The sequence below is a fragment of the Aureimonas pseudogalii genome (assembly GCF_014196835.1).
In the GTDB taxonomy this organism is placed as follows: Bacteria; Pseudomonadota; Alphaproteobacteria; order Rhizobiales; family Rhizobiaceae; genus Aureimonas; species Aureimonas pseudogalii.
On record NZ_JACIEK010000001.1, the window covers coordinates 17,589 to 31,903 of the forward strand.

Consider the following 14,315-nt stretch of genomic DNA (forward strand, 5'->3'; position numbering starts at 1 on the left):
AAGGGGCGCAGTCGCCAGTTCGTTCCCCACGCGGCTCCCCGTGTGGCGACAACCGATTTTCACCCCATTCTTACCATCTCGGCTGCAAGCTCCCCGCGCGGGCCGAACGGCGTTCGGATAGGATGGCGCGAACGCTTCTCGCGAGGATCACATGGGTCGGAACATGCAAGGGTCGCAGACACGAGGCCTGGGCGCTCGATCGGTGATGGCGTTGGCGGTCGCGTGGACGATGATCGGCGTGTCCACGATCCCGGCCGGGGCGGTGGAGACCACGGCCCGCAACGCGCTGCTTCTCGACTTCGAGACGAACACGGTGCTCTTCGAGAAGAATGCCGATGTCGAGATCCCGCCGGCCAGCCTGTCGAAGCTGATGACGCTGGCCATCATCTTCGACGAATTGAAGCGAGGCTCGATCCGGCGCGACGAGATGTTCCCGGTCTCGGAATACGCCTGGAAGACAGGCGGCGCGGCGTCGGGCGGCTCCACCATGTTCCTGCCGCTGAACTCGCAGGTGAGCGTCGCCGATCTCATCAAGGGCATCGCCATCCAGTCGGGCAACGACGCCACGATCGTCGCGGCCGAGGGCATCGCCGGCAGCGTGCCGGCCTTTGCCGAGCGGATGAACGCCAAGGCGCAAGAGCTCGGCCTCGCGCATTCCCATTTCGCCAACCCGCACGGGCTGCCCGATCCCGGCCAGCGCGTGTCGGTGCGCGACCTCGCGACACTCGCCGCCTACCTCATCCGCACCTACCCGGAAGAGTACCCGCTCTTCTCCGAAGAGGAATTCACCTTCAACGGCATCCGCCAGCAGTCGCGCAACCCGCTTCTGGCCTACGGCGCGGACGGGCTGAAGACCGGCCACACCGCCGAGGCCGGCTATGGTCTCGTCGCCTCCGCCAAGGACGAGAAGGGCCGGCGCATCATCTTCGCGATGACCGGCATGAAGAGCACGGCGGAGCGCGCCACCGAGGCCCGCGCCATGCTGACGCTCGGCCTCAAGGGGTTCGAGAACGTCGTGGTGCTGGAAGGCGGCAAGACGGCCGGCGAGATCCCCGTGCAGGGCGGCGCCGAACCGAGCGTGCAGGTGAAGGCGGCGGGCGAGGTACGCTTCCTCGAACCGCGCGGCTCCGGCGCGCCCTATGTGAGCGAGGTGGTGGCGATCGGCCCGGTCGAGGCCCCGTTGCCCAAGGGCCGGCGCGTCGCGGTGCTGCGGGTCAGCCGCGACGGCAAGGTGGTGCGCGAGGAGCCGCTCTATGCCGCGAAGGCCGTGGAACGGGCGGGCATCCTGCAGCGGATCCAGGACACGGTGATGGGACACTTCCGCTAGGCAGCCGGCAGCGGGATCGCGGGGGCAGCCATGCGTCCAGCGCAGACTGCCTGAGCATTGCGTCCTTGACGCGCCGCACAAGAGCGTCGATATGGAGGGCGTGATGCCGCGTATGCGCTGCGCCCGCTTTTTGATCCGCTTCTCTCAGCTGGATATCTGACGAGCGCCCGCCGGACCCCCTTTCGTCCGGCCGCGGCCCGTGCCGTTCCGATCCTGCGCAGGATCGTCCGGCCGCTTCGCGAACTCATCGGAGTTCGCACCCAAGTCAAAGGCTTTCCTTGACCCAGACCACATTCCAGGCGCTCGGCCTTGCCGACGTGCTTCTGTCCGCCCTCGGCCAGATGGACATCACCGTGCCGACGCCGATCCAGGCGCAGGCCATTCCCGCGGTCCTCAAGGGTCGCGACGTCCTCGGCATCGCGCAGACGGGCACCGGCAAGACCGCCGCCTTCTCGCTGCCGATCATCGACGCGCTCCTCAAGGCCGGCGGGCGTCCGAAGGCCAATTCCACCAAGGTCCTGATCCTCGCGCCGACGCGCGAACTCGCGGTGCAGATCGCCGAGAACGTCAAGGGCTTCACTGTGGGCACCCCGATCCGTCACATGACGGTGTTCGGCGGCGTCTCGATCCGCCCGCAGATGCAGTCGGCGCTGAAGGGCGTCGACATCGTCATCGCCACGCCCGGCCGCCTGCTCGACCTCATCGACCAGCGCGCGCTGACGCTCGCCGACGTGCAGCACCTTGTGCTGGACGAGGCCGACCGCATGCTCGACATGGGCTTCGTTCGCGACATCACCCGCATCGTGAAGATGCTGCCGGTGAAGCGCCAGTCGCTGCTGTTCTCGGCCACCATGCCGCAGAACATCGCCTCGCTCGCCGCCAAGATCCTCAAGGATCCGATCCGCGTCGAGGTGACGCCGGAGATCGTCACCGTCGAGAAGATCGACCAGAGCGTCTACCTGGTGCCGCAGAAGGCCAAGAAGCACTGGCTGATCAAGCACCTACCGACCTTCGAGAAGGCGGTGATATTTACCCGCACCAAGCATGGCGCCAACCGTCTGGCCGAGGATCTCGGCAAGGCCGGCATCGGCGCGGCGGCGATCCACGGCAACAAGAGCCAGGGCGCCCGCCAGAAGGCGCTCGGCGAGTTCCAGACCGGCAAGATGAAGGTTCTCGTCGCCACCGACATCGTGGCGCGCGGCATCCATGTCGACGACATCAGCCACGTCGTGAACTTCGACCTGCCGGAAGAGGCGGAGAGCTACGTCCACCGCATCGGCCGCACGGCCCGCGCCGGCAAGTCCGGCATCGCGGTCACGCTGTGCGATCCCTCCGAGCGCGCCAAGCTGCGCCAGGTCGAGAAGCTCACGGGCCTGCGCTTCGACGTGCAGACGTCGGAATTCTCCGACGCCTCGGCCTTCGCCGACGAGCCGCGCGAGTCGCGCGGTCCTCGCCAGCCCCGCGGTGGCTCCGGTCGTCCGGGAAGCGCGCGGCCGGAAGGCCAGCGTCAGGCTCCGCGCGGCGGCAAGCCGGGCGAGCGTCGCGGCAAGCCGCAGGGCGAGCGCTCCTTCGCGCCGCGCGGCGAGGGTCCACGCTCCGACGCGCCGCGCGGCGAAGACCGTGCGGCCCGCCCGAACGGCGGTCGCGGTCGTAGCCGCGGCGGCAACGGATCGCGCGCCGCCGGCTGATCGGCCGATATCGCGACGTCGAGACAGGGGGCGTCCTTCGCGGGGCGCCCTTTTCTTATGATCGCGAGGGCCCGCGGGACGGGGAAGGGCGCTGGACGGTTGCGGGCACCGCCCCGCCCCTCCATATGGCCGAAAAGCCTCTTTCGAGAATGGAGCACGTCGTATGGCCGAGACCGTGAAGGTCGACATCCCGCACAAGCTGACGCGCGAGACCGCGAGGGCCCGGATCACCGAGGGCTTCGGGCGCATTCGCAGCGAAGCCACGGGCGGCATGCTCAAGTTCGAGGATCAATGGACCGGCGACCATCTCGACTTCAAGGCGCGGATGATGGGCCAGTCGATCGTCGGCCGGCTCGACATCCTCGACGACCACGTTCATGTCGAGCTCGACCTGCCCGGCTTCCTCGCCTCGATCGCGAACAAGCTGACGGGCAAGATCCGGAAAGAAGGCCAGGTCCTGCTCGAAAACAAGACCACGGTCGCCTGACGCCGGCGTCAGGGCCTGGACGGCGTGACGCCGCGCAACGTCGCGAGATCCGCGACGACGGTGCTGCCGGAGGCGGCGGCATCGATAGTGCGGATAACGCCGAGTCCGGGCACCAGCGATCCGACCTTCACGCGCACCAGTTCGTCGTGTGTCGCCAGCAGCGCCTCGTCTCGAAACACCATGACGATCTGATAGTCGCTCGGCTGCAACGCGCGGCTGCGCACGATCTGCGGCGCGGGCATGGCGTTTCCGGTGTCGATCGACCCGGTCTGCAGCCGGTCGAGCTTGGGCGGAATGTTGGCGAGCGCCGCGTTCTGGAAGAAGTCGGGCGAGCTGACGGAGATCGCGTAGGACACGCCGAAGAAGCTCGCCGAGCCGAGGGCGAGCGTCACGGAGGCGAGGCCGATCATCCAGTCGGCCACCGACCACTCGCTGTCGACGCGGTGGCCGAGCAGGCGTTTCAGCTGTGAAAAGCGCCGCGGCTCTGCGGCGGCCTCGAACGCGAGGTTGGTCATGGACGGAGGTCTCCTTGCCTGAAGCTGGAGCATGTCCGGTTTTCCGTTAACGAAGATCGACGATCGCGCGGCGCGCCGCGCCTGCCTCGGGTTAGGGTTGACGAACCGTGAATCGGGTCGCCCGAACGGCCGTCGGCAGGCTGCGCAAGGATGGAGGAAACGGGCATGATCTTCGAGCGACGACGCGAAAACCGCAGCACGACGCGTCTTCGCCCCGGCAAGCTGATCACCGAGACCGGCCGCTTCCTGTGCGACTGCGCCGTCATCGAACGCTCGCCGACCGGCGCGCGGGTGCGAGCCTTCGCACCGGTGGACGACACGCTGCCGGAAGAGTTGTTTCTCTTCGACGAGGTGGAGGCCTTCAAGTGGCGCGCTCGCATCATCTGGGCGAAGGGCGCCGAACTCGGGCTCGAACTCGCTTCGTCCTCCCTGCCCGTCGACGACGCCGAGCGCCACCGGATCGCCGGCCGCTTCTACGCCGTCGGCAACTGACGCCGCGGTCAACACCCCTCTTGAAACAGAAAAGGCTCGTCCGGGGGTACCGGACGGGCCTTTCGATGATTGCGGGTCTGTCGCCGTATGTTATTCGGCGGGAACGACCCGGATGTCGCCGGTCTCGGCCGTCGCCGGTCCCACCGGCTCGATCCGGCCGCTCAGCGCAGCCTGCAGGCGGTCCGTATCCAGTTCGCCCTCCCAACGCGCGACCACCAGCGTCGCCACGGCATTACCGACGAGGTTGGTGAGCGCCCGGCATTCCGACATGAAGCGATCGACGCCGAGAATCAGCGCCATACCGGCCACCGGCACCGAGGGCACCACCGAGAGCGTGGCGGCCAGGGTGATGAAGCCGGCGCCGGTGATGCCGGCGGCGCCCTTCGAGGAGAGCATGGCGACGAGGAGCAGCAGCACCTGATCGGTCAGCGACAGGTCGATGTTGGTGGCCTGCGCGATGAAGAGCGCCGCCAGCGTCATGTAGATGTTGGTGCCGTCGAGGTTGAAGGAATAGCCCGTCGGCACGACCAAACCCACCACCGACTTCTTCGCGCCGGCCGCTTCCAGCTTCTCCATCAGGCTCGGCAGCGCCGCTTCCGACGACGAGGTGCCGAGGACGAGGAGGAGTTCTTCCTTGATGTAGCGAACGAGCGCGAAGATCGAGAAGCCGTTGTAGCGGCAGACCGCACCCAGCACGACGATCACGAAGAGCAGCGACGTCAGGTAGAACGTGCCGACCAGCATGGCGAGATTGGCGACCGAGCCGATGCCGTACTTGCCGATGGTGAAGGCCATGGCGCCGAAGGCGCCGATCGGGGCGGCCTTCATCAGGATGCCGACCAGCTTGAACATCGGCGTCGACAGCGCCTGGAGGAAGTTCAGCACCGGCGCCCCCTTCTCGCCGACCATGCCGAGCGCGATGCCGAACAGCACCGAGAAGAACAGGACCTGCAGGATGTCGCCGGAGGAGAACGCGCCGACGATCGTCGTCGGGATGATGTTCTGGAGGAAGCCGACCAGCGACTGCTCGTGCGCCTTCGTGGCGTAGTCGGCGACGGCGGCGCCGTCCAGCGTCGCGGGATCGATGTTGAGCCCGGCGCCCGGCTGGATCACGTTGCCGACGATGAGGCCGACGACCAGCGCCAGCGTCGAGAAGGTCAGGAAGTAGAGCATCGCCTTGCCGGCGACCCGGCCGACCTTCTTCAGGTCGGCCATGCCGGCGATGCCCGTGACGATGGTCAGGAAGATCACCGGCGCGATGATCATCTTCACCAGCTTGATGAAGGCGTCGCCGAGCGGCTTCATGTTGGCGCCGAGCTGCGGATAGAAATGCCCGAGCGTAATGCCGAGGGCGATCGCCACCAGCACCTGAACGTAGAGCTGCGCGTAGATCGGCTTCTTCCGCGCGGGTTCGCTGCGGACCGTGGGTATGGTTGCCATGAGTGCCTCCCGGTTTCCAAGCGCACGGCTCTTGCGGCCGCACGGGTCGAGGCCGATCGTCGATACGACACGGGCTCGTGGGAGCTATCAGCAAGGCCCGTGCCACCTTCTTGCACGGCTGGCATTCCCTGGGCGCACGGCTTGCCGCCGAGGTCATCGAGGCGATGACCAGCAATCGTTGAGCGCTTTTCCACTCGCGCGCCATGCGTTTTGTGCGATAATCCGCACATGAAAGCTTCGGATGTTCGACGTCTTCGATCGAACGGAATCGTCTGGCCGCCGGCGCTCGCGCTGGTTGCCGTCGCCGTCTGGCTGCTGGCCGGCTGGTGGGCCGAACGGCGAGCGGTCATCGATCTGCGCGAGCGCGCCGGCGCGTCGCTGACGTTGGCCGCGTCGCTTCTGCGCAGCGAAGTGGGCAGGCAGAGCGTCGTCCCCCTCACCCTTGCGGGAGACCGCGACGTGCGCGATCTCCTCCAAAGCCCGACGCGGGGGGCCACGGCTTCGATGAACGTCCGGCTCGCCGACCTCGCGGGCGCGACGGGGGCCAGCGCCCTCTATCTGATCGACCGCCGGGGCATCGCGGTCGCGGCGAGCAATGCCAGCGAACCCGCGAGCTTCGTCGGCAGCGACTACCGGTTCCGCGACTATTTCCGCTCGGCGATGGCGGAGGGTTCGGCCCGACAATATGCGCTGGGAACCGTCAGCCGTCGACCGGGCCTCTATCTGTCGCAGCGGGTCGACGGCTCCGACGGCCCTCTCGGCGTGGTCGTGCTAAAGGCCGAACTCGGCGAGGTCGAGGCGGACTGGCGAGGGAGCGGCCAGATCGTCTTCGCCAGCGATCCGCGCGGCATCGTTCTGGCAACCGGCGTGGACGACTGGCGATACCGGACGCTTCGGGCGACCGACCCCGGCACTGCCGCCACGATTCGCGACAGTCTCCAGTTCGGCGGCGCGCCGCTGACCCCACTCCACATGCAGACGACCGGCGACGGTCGGGTCGATCTCGAAGAGGGGCCGGAGCGCGGCGGGTTCGTCGCGGTGGAGCAGCCGCTCGGCCTGCCCGACCTGCCTTGGCGCATTCACCTTCTCAGCCCCGCCGACGCGCCCGTCGCCGCGGCGCGCCGGGCCGCGCAGGGGCCGGCGATCGCTGCGCTTCTCGGCAGCGCGGGCCTCGCCACCGCGCTTCTTCGCCGCCGACGCCGAAGCCATGCGCGGCGCGCCGGTTTGATCCGAGCGGCGGAGGATCTGGAACGGCGGGTCGGCGAGCGCACCGCCGATCTTCGCGACGCCAACGATCGCCTTCAACACGAGATCGCCGCGCGGGAGATCAGCGAGCGCCGGCTGGGAGATCTGCGCCGCGATCTCGAACAGGCCAACCGGCTGGCGACGCTCGGCCAGATCACCGCCGGCGTGGCGCACGAGATCAACCAGCCGCTGGCGGCGCTGCGCACCTACGCCGAGAACGCCGGGCGCTATCTCGAACGTGGCGACGCCGCGACCGCCACCGGCAACATGGCGACGGTCGTCGCCCTCACCGATCGCATCGCGGCGATCACGCAGACGCTGCGCGGCTTCGCGCGACGCAGCGTGGCGTCGCCCGACGCGATGGCGCTCGGTGATGCCGTGGACGGCGCCGAAATGGTGCTGCGGGGAACGATCGACGATGCCGGCATCACGTTCCTGCGCGACCCCACCATAGCCGGTCTCGATGTGCGCGCCGAACGGCTGCGCCTGGAACAAGTGCTGGTGATTCTCATGCAGAACGCCGCCGACGCATTGGCCGGGCGGCCCGAACCTGCGATCCGGCTGTCCGCCGAACGCCGGGGCGACCACATACTGGTGGAGGTCGCCGACAACGGCGAGGGCATGAGCGAAGACACGATGGCGCGCCTCTTCACGCCCTTCTCGACCACCAAGGCGCGCGGCCTCGGGCTCGGCCTCGTGATCGCGAAGGACATCGTCGGCGAATGGGGCGGCGATCTCGAAGCCCGTAGCGAACCGGGCGTCGGCTCGCGCTTCCTGCTGCGCCTGAAAGCCACGACATGACGACGAACTCTTCGGCAGGGCGCGAGAACGAGGGCGCCTTGGTCGCCTTCGTCGACGACGACGAGGCGCTGGGCCATGCCAACCGCCAGACGCTGGATCTCGCGGGCTTTCGGCCGATCGTCTTCTCCTCGGCCGAGGAGGCGCTCGCCGCGATCGACGCGGATTTTGCCGGTGTCGTCGTGACCGACATCCGCATGCCCGGCCTCGGCGGGCTCGAACTGCTTCGTCGGCTGACGGCCCTCGACCGGGATCTGCCGGTGCTTCTCGTCACCGGGCACGGCGACGTCGAGATGGCCGTCGGCGCGTTGCGCGAGGGGGCCTACGATTTCATCGCCAAGCCCTATGCGAGCGACCGCCTGATCGAGAGCGTCGGCCGCGCGCTGGAGAAGCGTCGGCTGGTTCTGGAGAACCGGCGCCTGCGCCAACTTGCGGCGCGGGCGGAGGACGACACGCCGCTGATCGGCGAGAGCGCCGGCATCGAGCGGCTGCGCCAGACGCTGCGCCAGATCGCCGATGCCGACGTGGACGTCCTCGTCGAGGGCGAGACCGGCACGGGCAAGGAGGTGGTCGCCAGCCTGCTGCACCGCTGGAGCCGACGCGGCGTTCATCCCTTCGTCGCGCTCAATTGCGGCGCGCTGCCCGAGACGGTGATCGAGAGCGAACTGTTCGGCCACGAGGCCGGCGCCTTCACGGGCGCTGCGCGCAAGCGCATCGGGCGCATCGAGCATTCCAGCGGCGGCACGCTGTTTCTCGACGAGATCGAATCGATGTCGCCGGCGCTGCAGGTCAAGCTCCTGCGGGTTCTCGAAACGCGCGAGGTCGAGCCGCTCGGCACCAACCAGCGCCGGCCGGTGAACCTTCGCGTCGTCGCCGCCGCCAAGGTCGATCTCGCCGACCCCGCCGCGCGCGCCTATTTCCGTGAGGATCTGTTCTACCGGCTGAACGTCGTTACCGTCCGCATCCCACCGCTGCGCGAAAGGCGCGAGGACATCCCCCTCCTCTTCGCGCATTTCCTTGCCCGCGCCGCCGAGCGCTTCCGGCGCGAGCTTCCCGATCTGACGCCTTCGATCTCCCGCCATCTTGGCCAGCACACATGGCCGGGAAACGTGCGCGAACTCTCGCACTATGCCGAGCGGGTCGCGCTCGGCCTCGGCGAGGAGCCCGCCGAGCCGGGAACGGAACCGGAGCCGCCGAGCCTATCGGAGCGGGTGGACCGCTTCGAGGCCGACACCATCCGCGAGACGCTGGCGCGTCATGGCGGCGACGTCCGCCGCACGATCGAGGCCCTGAAGCTGCCGCGCAAGACCTTCTACGACAAGCTTCAGCGCCACGGCATCACCCGCAAGGCGTTCGAGAGCGACGAAGGCTGACCGCGGCGGGTCCGGTCAGGCGGCGGCGGAGCGAATGGCCTCGATGACGCTGGCGAGCTTGGCGCTGCCGACGTCCGTCAGAGTGCCGCGATCGCCGGTAGCCTCCAGCAGTCCGGCCGCCGTCATCTCCTCCACACCCTTGGCGTCCGCATGGTGTCCCTTGCCGTCGTCGAGCACGACCCGCGTCACCGTCTCGCCGCTGACGAGCGAATGGTAGGCGGCGAAGGCGAGAATCGAGAGCGCGGCATCGCTGAGCGTGGTGTCGGCCATGGGATCATCCTTAGGGTTCGATCGGAATGCGAAGACGGGCATCGTGCCCGTTCGCACGTTCAGGCCAATCCACGAAAGGCCCGTCCGCTCCACCCCGTGACGATGTTTCGCATGCCCTGCCGTTTTGGCGTCTGCGCCTCGACAGCATCGGTTTCTCCTCCTAGGTCATGCGACGTTAGTGACAGGGCCACCGCCATGACGACGCAGACCGACCCCGAATTGTACGCACTGGTCCAGGACCTCGTGGCGGCCGGTCTTCTGAAACATGGGTCGAACGAACACCGGGTCGCGGCGCATGTGGCGCGTTCGGGTCTCGCCAGCTTGACGGGGGACGAGCGACGGATGTTCGAGCAGAGCGTGCTCCCGATCCTCGCCAAACCGATGCGCGAACAGCTCGCCGTCGCCTCGATCGTTCGCCGCGGCGGCTACGTGCCGAGAAAAATCGACTTCTAGCCGCGTGCCCGGCTTCGGCTCGCCGCCCTGATTCGGCGGGACGTCGACGGAAATTCCCGTGTGCTTTCCAGGCGTGCTCAAACCGTCGTGAGGCTGGATTTGTCGAGGCGCGAAAGGGGTGTCAAGGCGTGGAAGACGCTGAGACAGACGCTAAGTCTGGCTTCGAAAGATCCGGAGGCCACCCATGACGCGTCATCCCGACCCCGAACTTGCCACGCTGATCGCCGAGGCCATCGATGCCGGTCTCTTGTCCTACGGCACGCGCGAGCACGAGGTCGCTTGCCTCGTCGCGACGAAGGGGCAGAACCGGCTGTCGCGATCCGAGCGGGAGACCTTCGAGACGAAGGTGCTGCCGATCCTCGCCAAGCCGCTCTCCGCGCAGATCCTCGTCCGGTCGCTGACGCGCCGGAGCAATCGCCTGCCGCCGCGCATACCCGACCAGCGCCGGTCGGCCTAAAGCGTGAGCCCGCGCGCTCAGGCAAAGGCGAGAATGTGATTGTCCCAGACGACCTCGGCTCGCTCCGACGCCGCATCGGCGCTTGGGAGATGGCGAACGAGGCCGTTGCCGCCGGTGGCGATCCAGCCCGTCCGGCTGCGGTCCGGCGCGAGGCCGCAGCCTTCGCGCATCGAGATGCGCTCGAGCGGCGTGCCGGCCGCCGTTTCCAGAACCAGCACTGTGTTGCCGCGCGGCGATGCCATTGCGACGCGCGATCCGTCGCGTGAGCAGGCGACCGACCCGACATAGTTCGAGAGAGACGCCAACGTGACCTCGTCGAGATCGACGAGCTTCAGCTCTTCGCCCAGCCGCGCCCGCCCCCCCAGCATCGGTCGGTCGCTCTCCGCGCCCTCGTACTGACAGCCGAACCAGACGGCACCGCCGGCGTCGATGGCGAGGTGCCGGATCGAGAGCTGGTGTAGGGCCTTCGGCAGCACGTGGCGTTCGAGCAGGGTCCCGTCGCGTCGGCGAATGAAGACGAGGGACGGCTCCATCGTCGCAAGGTTGAGCTTCTGGCGCCCGAAATCGGGATGGGTCTCGATGCCGCCATTGGCGATGACGATCGTCTCGCCGTCCGGCATCAGCAGGGCCTCGTGCGGATCGGTGCCGCCGGTCTCGAACTCGCCGATCCGGCGGAAGCCCGAGCGGGCGTCGTAGAGACCGATCAGCCCACGCGCCGCGTCGTAGTCGTTCTCGGTGGCATAGAGGATCGCCCCGTCCGGCGAGAAGAAGCCGTGGCCGAAGAAGTGCCGACCCGGCTCGGACGCGATGAGCTTCTCGGTAGCGCCGCTCGCAGGATCGAACACGGCGGCGAAGGTGGATGGCCGCCGGGCGAAGACCACCGCCCGGCCGGACATTGGATCGAACGTCACGTCATGGCCGCGATCGGGCAGATCCACGCGGGCGACGATGCGCCCCCACTCGTCGAAGACGGCGCAGGCCGAGCCTCCGCCCGGCAGGTCGCAGGCGCTGGCGAAGAGGAGATCGGCGCGCTCCACGCTCTCGGCCGCACCGGGCGCAAGCGCAGCGGCGAACGAGGCGCCCGCGGCCTTGAGAAAGGTGCGGCGGTCGAGCGGCAGCAGCAGGCTCATGAATGTTCCTCTCAGTCGCCGTCGAGCGAGGAGAAGCCGGCCGACAGGTTCAACGCCGGGGCGGCGTCCGCGCCGAGAGTCTCGCCGATGCTGCGAAGCGCGGGAAGCACGCCGGCCAGCGCCGCATGCCCGGCCTCAGTCGCGGCTGCCTCGGCGGGGTTCGACCCGAGATCGCGCAGCGCGCCCTCGGCGAGTTGGAACTTGGCCGTCACCGAATCGTCCACGAAGCGCAGGCTTTCGGGCAGCAGCGTGAGGAATCCAGAGCCGGTGAGAAGCCGATCGAGGCCCGCGACATCGGCCTTCAGCGCCCGACCGTCGTTGCCGGAGCGCTGAAACACGAAGAACGCCGGGCGCGCGTCCTTGGCGCTCGCACCGAGGCCGGCGGAGATGCGCAGGTCGCGGATCGCCTCCAGCCCGTGGATGACGGTGCCGAGGATTTCGTCCAGCGCGTCGTCGGTGGTGCGGTAGGCGGGATCGCTCAGCTGCGGCGCGGTCAGGCGGCGCGCGATCCCCTCCGGCGCCCGCCACTCTGCCGCGATGTTGTCGGCCATGGCGTGAAGGTTGGCCGTCACCGCGCGGGCGTAGCCGCAGCGATAGGTGTGCCCGTCGGCCTTGGCGAGATCGTCGGCGCCCGATCCGTAGAGCAGCACTTCCAGCGCCGTCAGCCCCTGCACCGCGACGCTCTTGGCATGCAGCCCGTCCGGGTCGATCGCCGCAGGATCCTCGCGGGCCAGAAGTTCCTGCACCTGCCGCAAGGCGACGCCGCGTCGGTCGGGCCAGAACAGGAAGCGCTCGATGCGATTGTCGGTGGCGATCGGCCCGAAGCGGATGAACTCGACCGCCGCGAAGGCGCCGACGAGATCGCCGAACTGCGCGCGAACCGCATCGAGGCCGGCGGGCGACGGCGCGGCGCAAAGCGCGGCCGTGGTCTCGCCGAGATCGGCCGCTGCCTTGGCGAGCGCGTCGTAGCCCGGCTGGATCACCGCCTCCACCGCCCGGCGCACCACCGCCTCGCGCGCGGCGGCCTCGTTGGCCGTGGCGGCATGGCCGGGCGCTGCCAGCAGAAGGCCGAGCGCCAGCGCCGGCAGGAAGGCGGTTCGCATCAGAGCGACTCCAGGAATTCGAGAAGCGCCTCGCGCCGGGCGGCGGGGAGGTCGGCGAAGGCGTCGCGCGCGCGCTGCGCCTCGCCGCCGTGCCAGAGAATGGCTTCCGTCAGGTTGCGCGCCCGCCCGTCGTGCAGGAACAGCGTGTGCCCGCTCACGGTCTTCGTCAAGCCGATGCCCCAGAGCGGCGGCGTGCGCCATTCCGTCGGGCCGGCGTCGCCCACGGTGGAGCCATCGGCGAGCCCCTCGCCCATGTCGTGGAGCAGGAAATCCGAATAGGGCCAGATCAGTTGGAAGGCGCGCGCCTTGTCCGGCGCGTCGCGGCTGGTGACGAATTTCGGGACGTGGCAGGCCGGGCAGCCCGCCTCGTAGAAGGCCTGCTTGCCCGCCAGGACATTCGGCGAGGCGACGTCGCGCCGGGCGGGAACGGCGAGGTTCTGCGAATAGAAGGTGACGAGGCCGAGCACCGGGTCCGGCGCCTCCACGAGCCCGAGCCGAACCTGCACGCCGGTGGGCGCGCCCTGACAGGCGATCTCGGCCTGCGAGCACTCACCCGCCGAATCGGGAAAGAGCGGCGTCGAGATGCCGATGTCGCCGGAAAAGGCCTCGGCCGACTGGGCGGCGATCGAGGGCGTGCTCGCCTTCCAGCCGAAGCGACCGAGCGAGACGCCGTCCGTGACGGCATCCGGCACCATGCTGGCCCGCCCGGACACCCCGTCGCCGTCGCGGTCGTCGGGGTCGGCGTGGGCAAGGATGTCCTCGGCGGGAATGGCCTCGACGAGCCCGAGACCGATCATCGGCGGCGCGTTGCGCGGCGAAAGGATCGTGGTGGGATCGAGAGGACCGTAGGCGAGATCCTCCGCCGAATAGGTGGGGTGGCGCAGCGGCACGAGCGTGCCGTCGGCGAGGCGCACCGGCTCCTCGCGATAGGCGATGCGCATCCGCCCCTCGGCGGGCACGCCGGGAATGCCGAAGCTCTGCAGCTGGCCGCCATAGACGGGATCGGGCACCCGCAGCAGCTGGTGGCTCGCCAGCGCCTGGCGCTGCTCGTCGGTGGCGGGCGGCCGCGACAGGCGCAGGAACATCGAGGTGGCGTCCTCGCCTGCTTCGGGCGGATGGCCGCGGCCGTCCTTCAGATGGCAGGACTGGCAGGATCGCGCGTTGAAGATCGGTCCCAGTCCGTCGGAAGCAGCCGTGGAGGCGGGCGCGGCGACCCAGACCTTGCGAAACAAGGCGTTGCCGAGCTTGAACCGGTCTTCGCCCTCGAAGCCGATATTGGCGGCCGACTGGGAAAAGCTGTCGCGGTTGACGAGCTTGCGGCTGGTGCCGGCCCCGCCCTGCATGTCCTCGAAGGATTCGGGCCGGGTGAAATCGGCGGTCGGGCGCGTCACGGCGCGCACCCGCTTCAGGTCCTTGGCGTCGAGATCGGTGCGCTCGGGCAGCGTTAGCCCGAGGCCGGCACCGAGCGGCAACGCTGCCGCTCCGGCTGCCACGAGACCCAGCACGATGAGGCCGCGAAGGGGTCCCATGCTCGTTC

14 protein-coding genes are annotated in these 14,315 nt (G+C 68.9%); 8 read left to right on the top strand and 6 right to left on the bottom strand.

Features of this window, described 5'->3' with window-relative positions; genetic code table 11:
- The first annotated feature begins 229 nt into the window (after positions 1–229).
- The 3 genes from GGR04_RS00095 to GGR04_RS00105 all read left to right on the top strand — a co-directional run bounded on the left by GGR04_RS00095 (position 230) and on the right by GGR04_RS00105 (position 3,502).
- Positions 230–1,327 (top strand): D-alanyl-D-alanine carboxypeptidase family protein, encoded by a 1,098-nt coding sequence (locus tag GGR04_RS00095; RefSeq protein WP_281383038.1) that lies wholly within the window; start codon positions 230–232, stop codon positions 1,325–1,327.
- Positions 1,328–1,605: 278 nt separating this feature from the next.
- Positions 1,606–3,015 carry a DEAD/DEAH box helicase gene (locus GGR04_RS00100; RefSeq protein WP_183196634.1) on the top strand — a complete coding sequence of 470 codons (1,410 nt, stop codon included), beginning with the start codon at positions 1,606–1,608 and terminating at the stop codon, positions 3,013–3,015.
- 163 nt (positions 3,016–3,178) lie between these two features.
- Positions 3,179–3,502, top strand: coding sequence for a polyhydroxyalkanoic acid system family protein (locus GGR04_RS00105; RefSeq protein ID WP_183196636.1), 324 nt, complete (start codon positions 3,179–3,181; stop codon positions 3,500–3,502).
- 8 nt (positions 3,503–3,510) lie between these two features.
- Here GGR04_RS00105 and GGR04_RS00110 read toward each other — a convergent pair whose 3' ends face one another.
- Entirely contained in the window at positions 3,511–4,017 is a 507-nt protein-coding gene (locus GGR04_RS00110) for a hypothetical protein (RefSeq protein WP_183196638.1), read from the bottom strand.
- 165 nt (positions 4,018–4,182) lie between these two features.
- Here GGR04_RS00110 and GGR04_RS00115 point away from each other — a divergent pair, with 165 nt between their 5' ends.
- A complete protein-coding gene (locus tag GGR04_RS00115) occupies positions 4,183–4,509 on the top strand; it encodes a hypothetical protein (RefSeq protein WP_183196640.1) in 327 nt (108 codons plus the stop codon).
- Between the two features lie 90 nt (positions 4,510–4,599).
- Here GGR04_RS00115 and GGR04_RS00120 read toward each other — a convergent pair whose 3' ends face one another.
- Positions 4,600–5,949 (bottom strand): dicarboxylate/amino acid:cation symporter, encoded by a 1,350-nt coding sequence (locus tag GGR04_RS00120; RefSeq protein WP_183196642.1) that lies wholly within the window; start codon positions 5,947–5,949, stop codon positions 4,600–4,602.
- A 228-nt stretch (positions 5,950–6,177) separates the two neighbouring features.
- Here GGR04_RS00120 and GGR04_RS00125 point away from each other — a divergent pair, with 228 nt between their 5' ends.
- Both GGR04_RS00125 and GGR04_RS00130 read left to right on the top strand, forming a co-directional pair.
- Positions 6,178–7,995, top strand: coding sequence for a sensor histidine kinase (locus GGR04_RS00125; protein WP_183196644.1), 1,818 nt, complete (start codon positions 6,178–6,180; stop codon positions 7,993–7,995).
- Complete coding sequence (locus tag GGR04_RS00130) at positions 7,992–9,365, top strand: sigma-54-dependent transcriptional regulator (protein WP_183196645.1); 1,374 nt, start codon at positions 7,992–7,994, stop codon at positions 9,363–9,365. Before GGR04_RS00125 ends, GGR04_RS00130 begins: the two co-directional genes overlap by 4 nt.
- 15 nt (positions 9,366–9,380) lie before the next feature.
- On the opposite strand, the gene GGR04_RS00135 is transcribed toward GGR04_RS00130, so the two are convergent.
- Positions 9,381–9,635, bottom strand: a complete 255-nt coding sequence (locus GGR04_RS00135; RefSeq protein ID WP_183196647.1) for a hypothetical protein — start codon at positions 9,633–9,635, stop codon at positions 9,381–9,383.
- A 195-nt stretch (positions 9,636–9,830) separates the two neighbouring features.
- On the opposite strand from GGR04_RS00135, the gene GGR04_RS00140 reads away from it, so the two are divergent.
- Together GGR04_RS00140 and GGR04_RS00145 are read left to right on the top strand one after the other, a co-directional pair.
- Positions 9,831–10,088: a hypothetical protein gene (locus GGR04_RS00140; protein WP_183196649.1), complete on the top strand. Its 258-nt coding sequence runs from the start codon at positions 9,831–9,833 to the stop codon at positions 10,086–10,088.
- Between the two features lie 184 nt (positions 10,089–10,272).
- Positions 10,273–10,545, top strand: a complete 273-nt coding sequence (locus GGR04_RS00145; RefSeq protein ID WP_183196651.1) for a hypothetical protein — start codon at positions 10,273–10,275, stop codon at positions 10,543–10,545.
- 17 nt (positions 10,546–10,562) lie between these two features.
- Here GGR04_RS00145 and GGR04_RS00150 read toward each other — a convergent pair whose 3' ends face one another.
- Genes GGR04_RS00150 through GGR04_RS00160 form a run of 3 tightly spaced genes read right to left on the bottom strand, consistent with a single transcriptional unit; the run spans position 10,563 to position 14,307 of the window.
- Positions 10,563–11,675: a DUF1513 domain-containing protein gene (locus GGR04_RS00150; protein ID WP_183196653.1), complete on the bottom strand. Its 1,113-nt coding sequence runs from the start codon at positions 11,673–11,675 to the stop codon at positions 10,563–10,565.
- A gap of 11 nt (positions 11,676–11,686) precedes the next feature.
- The gene (locus tag GGR04_RS00155; RefSeq protein ID WP_183196655.1) at positions 11,687–12,778 is read right to left on the bottom strand and encodes an imelysin family protein; all 1,092 of its coding nucleotides are present in this window, start codon (positions 12,776–12,778) and stop codon (positions 11,687–11,689) included.
- Positions 12,778–14,307: a di-heme oxidoreductase family protein gene (locus tag GGR04_RS00160; RefSeq protein WP_183196657.1), complete on the bottom strand. Its 1,530-nt coding sequence runs from the start codon at positions 14,305–14,307 to the stop codon at positions 12,778–12,780. Before GGR04_RS00160 ends, GGR04_RS00155 begins: the two co-directional genes overlap by 1 nt.
- Positions 14,308–14,315 lie beyond the last annotated feature (8 nt).

Coding starts and splice junctions, on each gene's coding strand:
- GGR04_RS00095 (WP_281383038.1), top strand. CDS start 230: ATGATCGGCGTGTCCACGATCCCGGCCGGGGCGGTGGAGACCACGGCC.
- GGR04_RS00105 (WP_183196636.1), top strand. CDS start 3,179: ATGGCCGAGACCGTGAAGGTCGACATCCCGCACAAGCTGACGCGCGAG.
- GGR04_RS00110 (WP_183196638.1), bottom strand. CDS start 4,017: ATGACCAACCTCGCGTTCGAGGCCGCCGCAGAGCCGCGGCGCTTTTCA.
- GGR04_RS00115 (WP_183196640.1), top strand. CDS start 4,183: ATGATCTTCGAGCGACGACGCGAAAACCGCAGCACGACGCGTCTTCGC.
- GGR04_RS00120 (WP_183196642.1), bottom strand. CDS start 5,949: ATGGCAACCATACCCACGGTCCGCAGCGAACCCGCGCGGAAGAAGCCG.
- GGR04_RS00125 (WP_183196644.1), top strand. CDS start 6,178: ATGAAAGCTTCGGATGTTCGACGTCTTCGATCGAACGGAATCGTCTGG.
- GGR04_RS00130 (WP_183196645.1), top strand. CDS start 7,992: ATGACGACGAACTCTTCGGCAGGGCGCGAGAACGAGGGCGCCTTGGTC.
- GGR04_RS00135 (WP_183196647.1), bottom strand. CDS start 9,635: ATGGCCGACACCACGCTCAGCGATGCCGCGCTCTCGATTCTCGCCTTC.
- GGR04_RS00140 (WP_183196649.1), top strand. CDS start 9,831: ATGACGACGCAGACCGACCCCGAATTGTACGCACTGGTCCAGGACCTC.
- GGR04_RS00145 (WP_183196651.1), top strand. CDS start 10,273: ATGACGCGTCATCCCGACCCCGAACTTGCCACGCTGATCGCCGAGGCC.
- GGR04_RS00150 (WP_183196653.1), bottom strand. CDS start 11,675: ATGAGCCTGCTGCTGCCGCTCGACCGCCGCACCTTTCTCAAGGCCGCG.
- GGR04_RS00155 (WP_183196655.1), bottom strand. CDS start 12,778: ATGCGAACCGCCTTCCTGCCGGCGCTGGCGCTCGGCCTTCTGCTGGCA.
- GGR04_RS00160 (WP_183196657.1), bottom strand. CDS start 14,307: ATGGGACCCCTTCGCGGCCTCATCGTGCTGGGTCTCGTGGCAGCCGGA.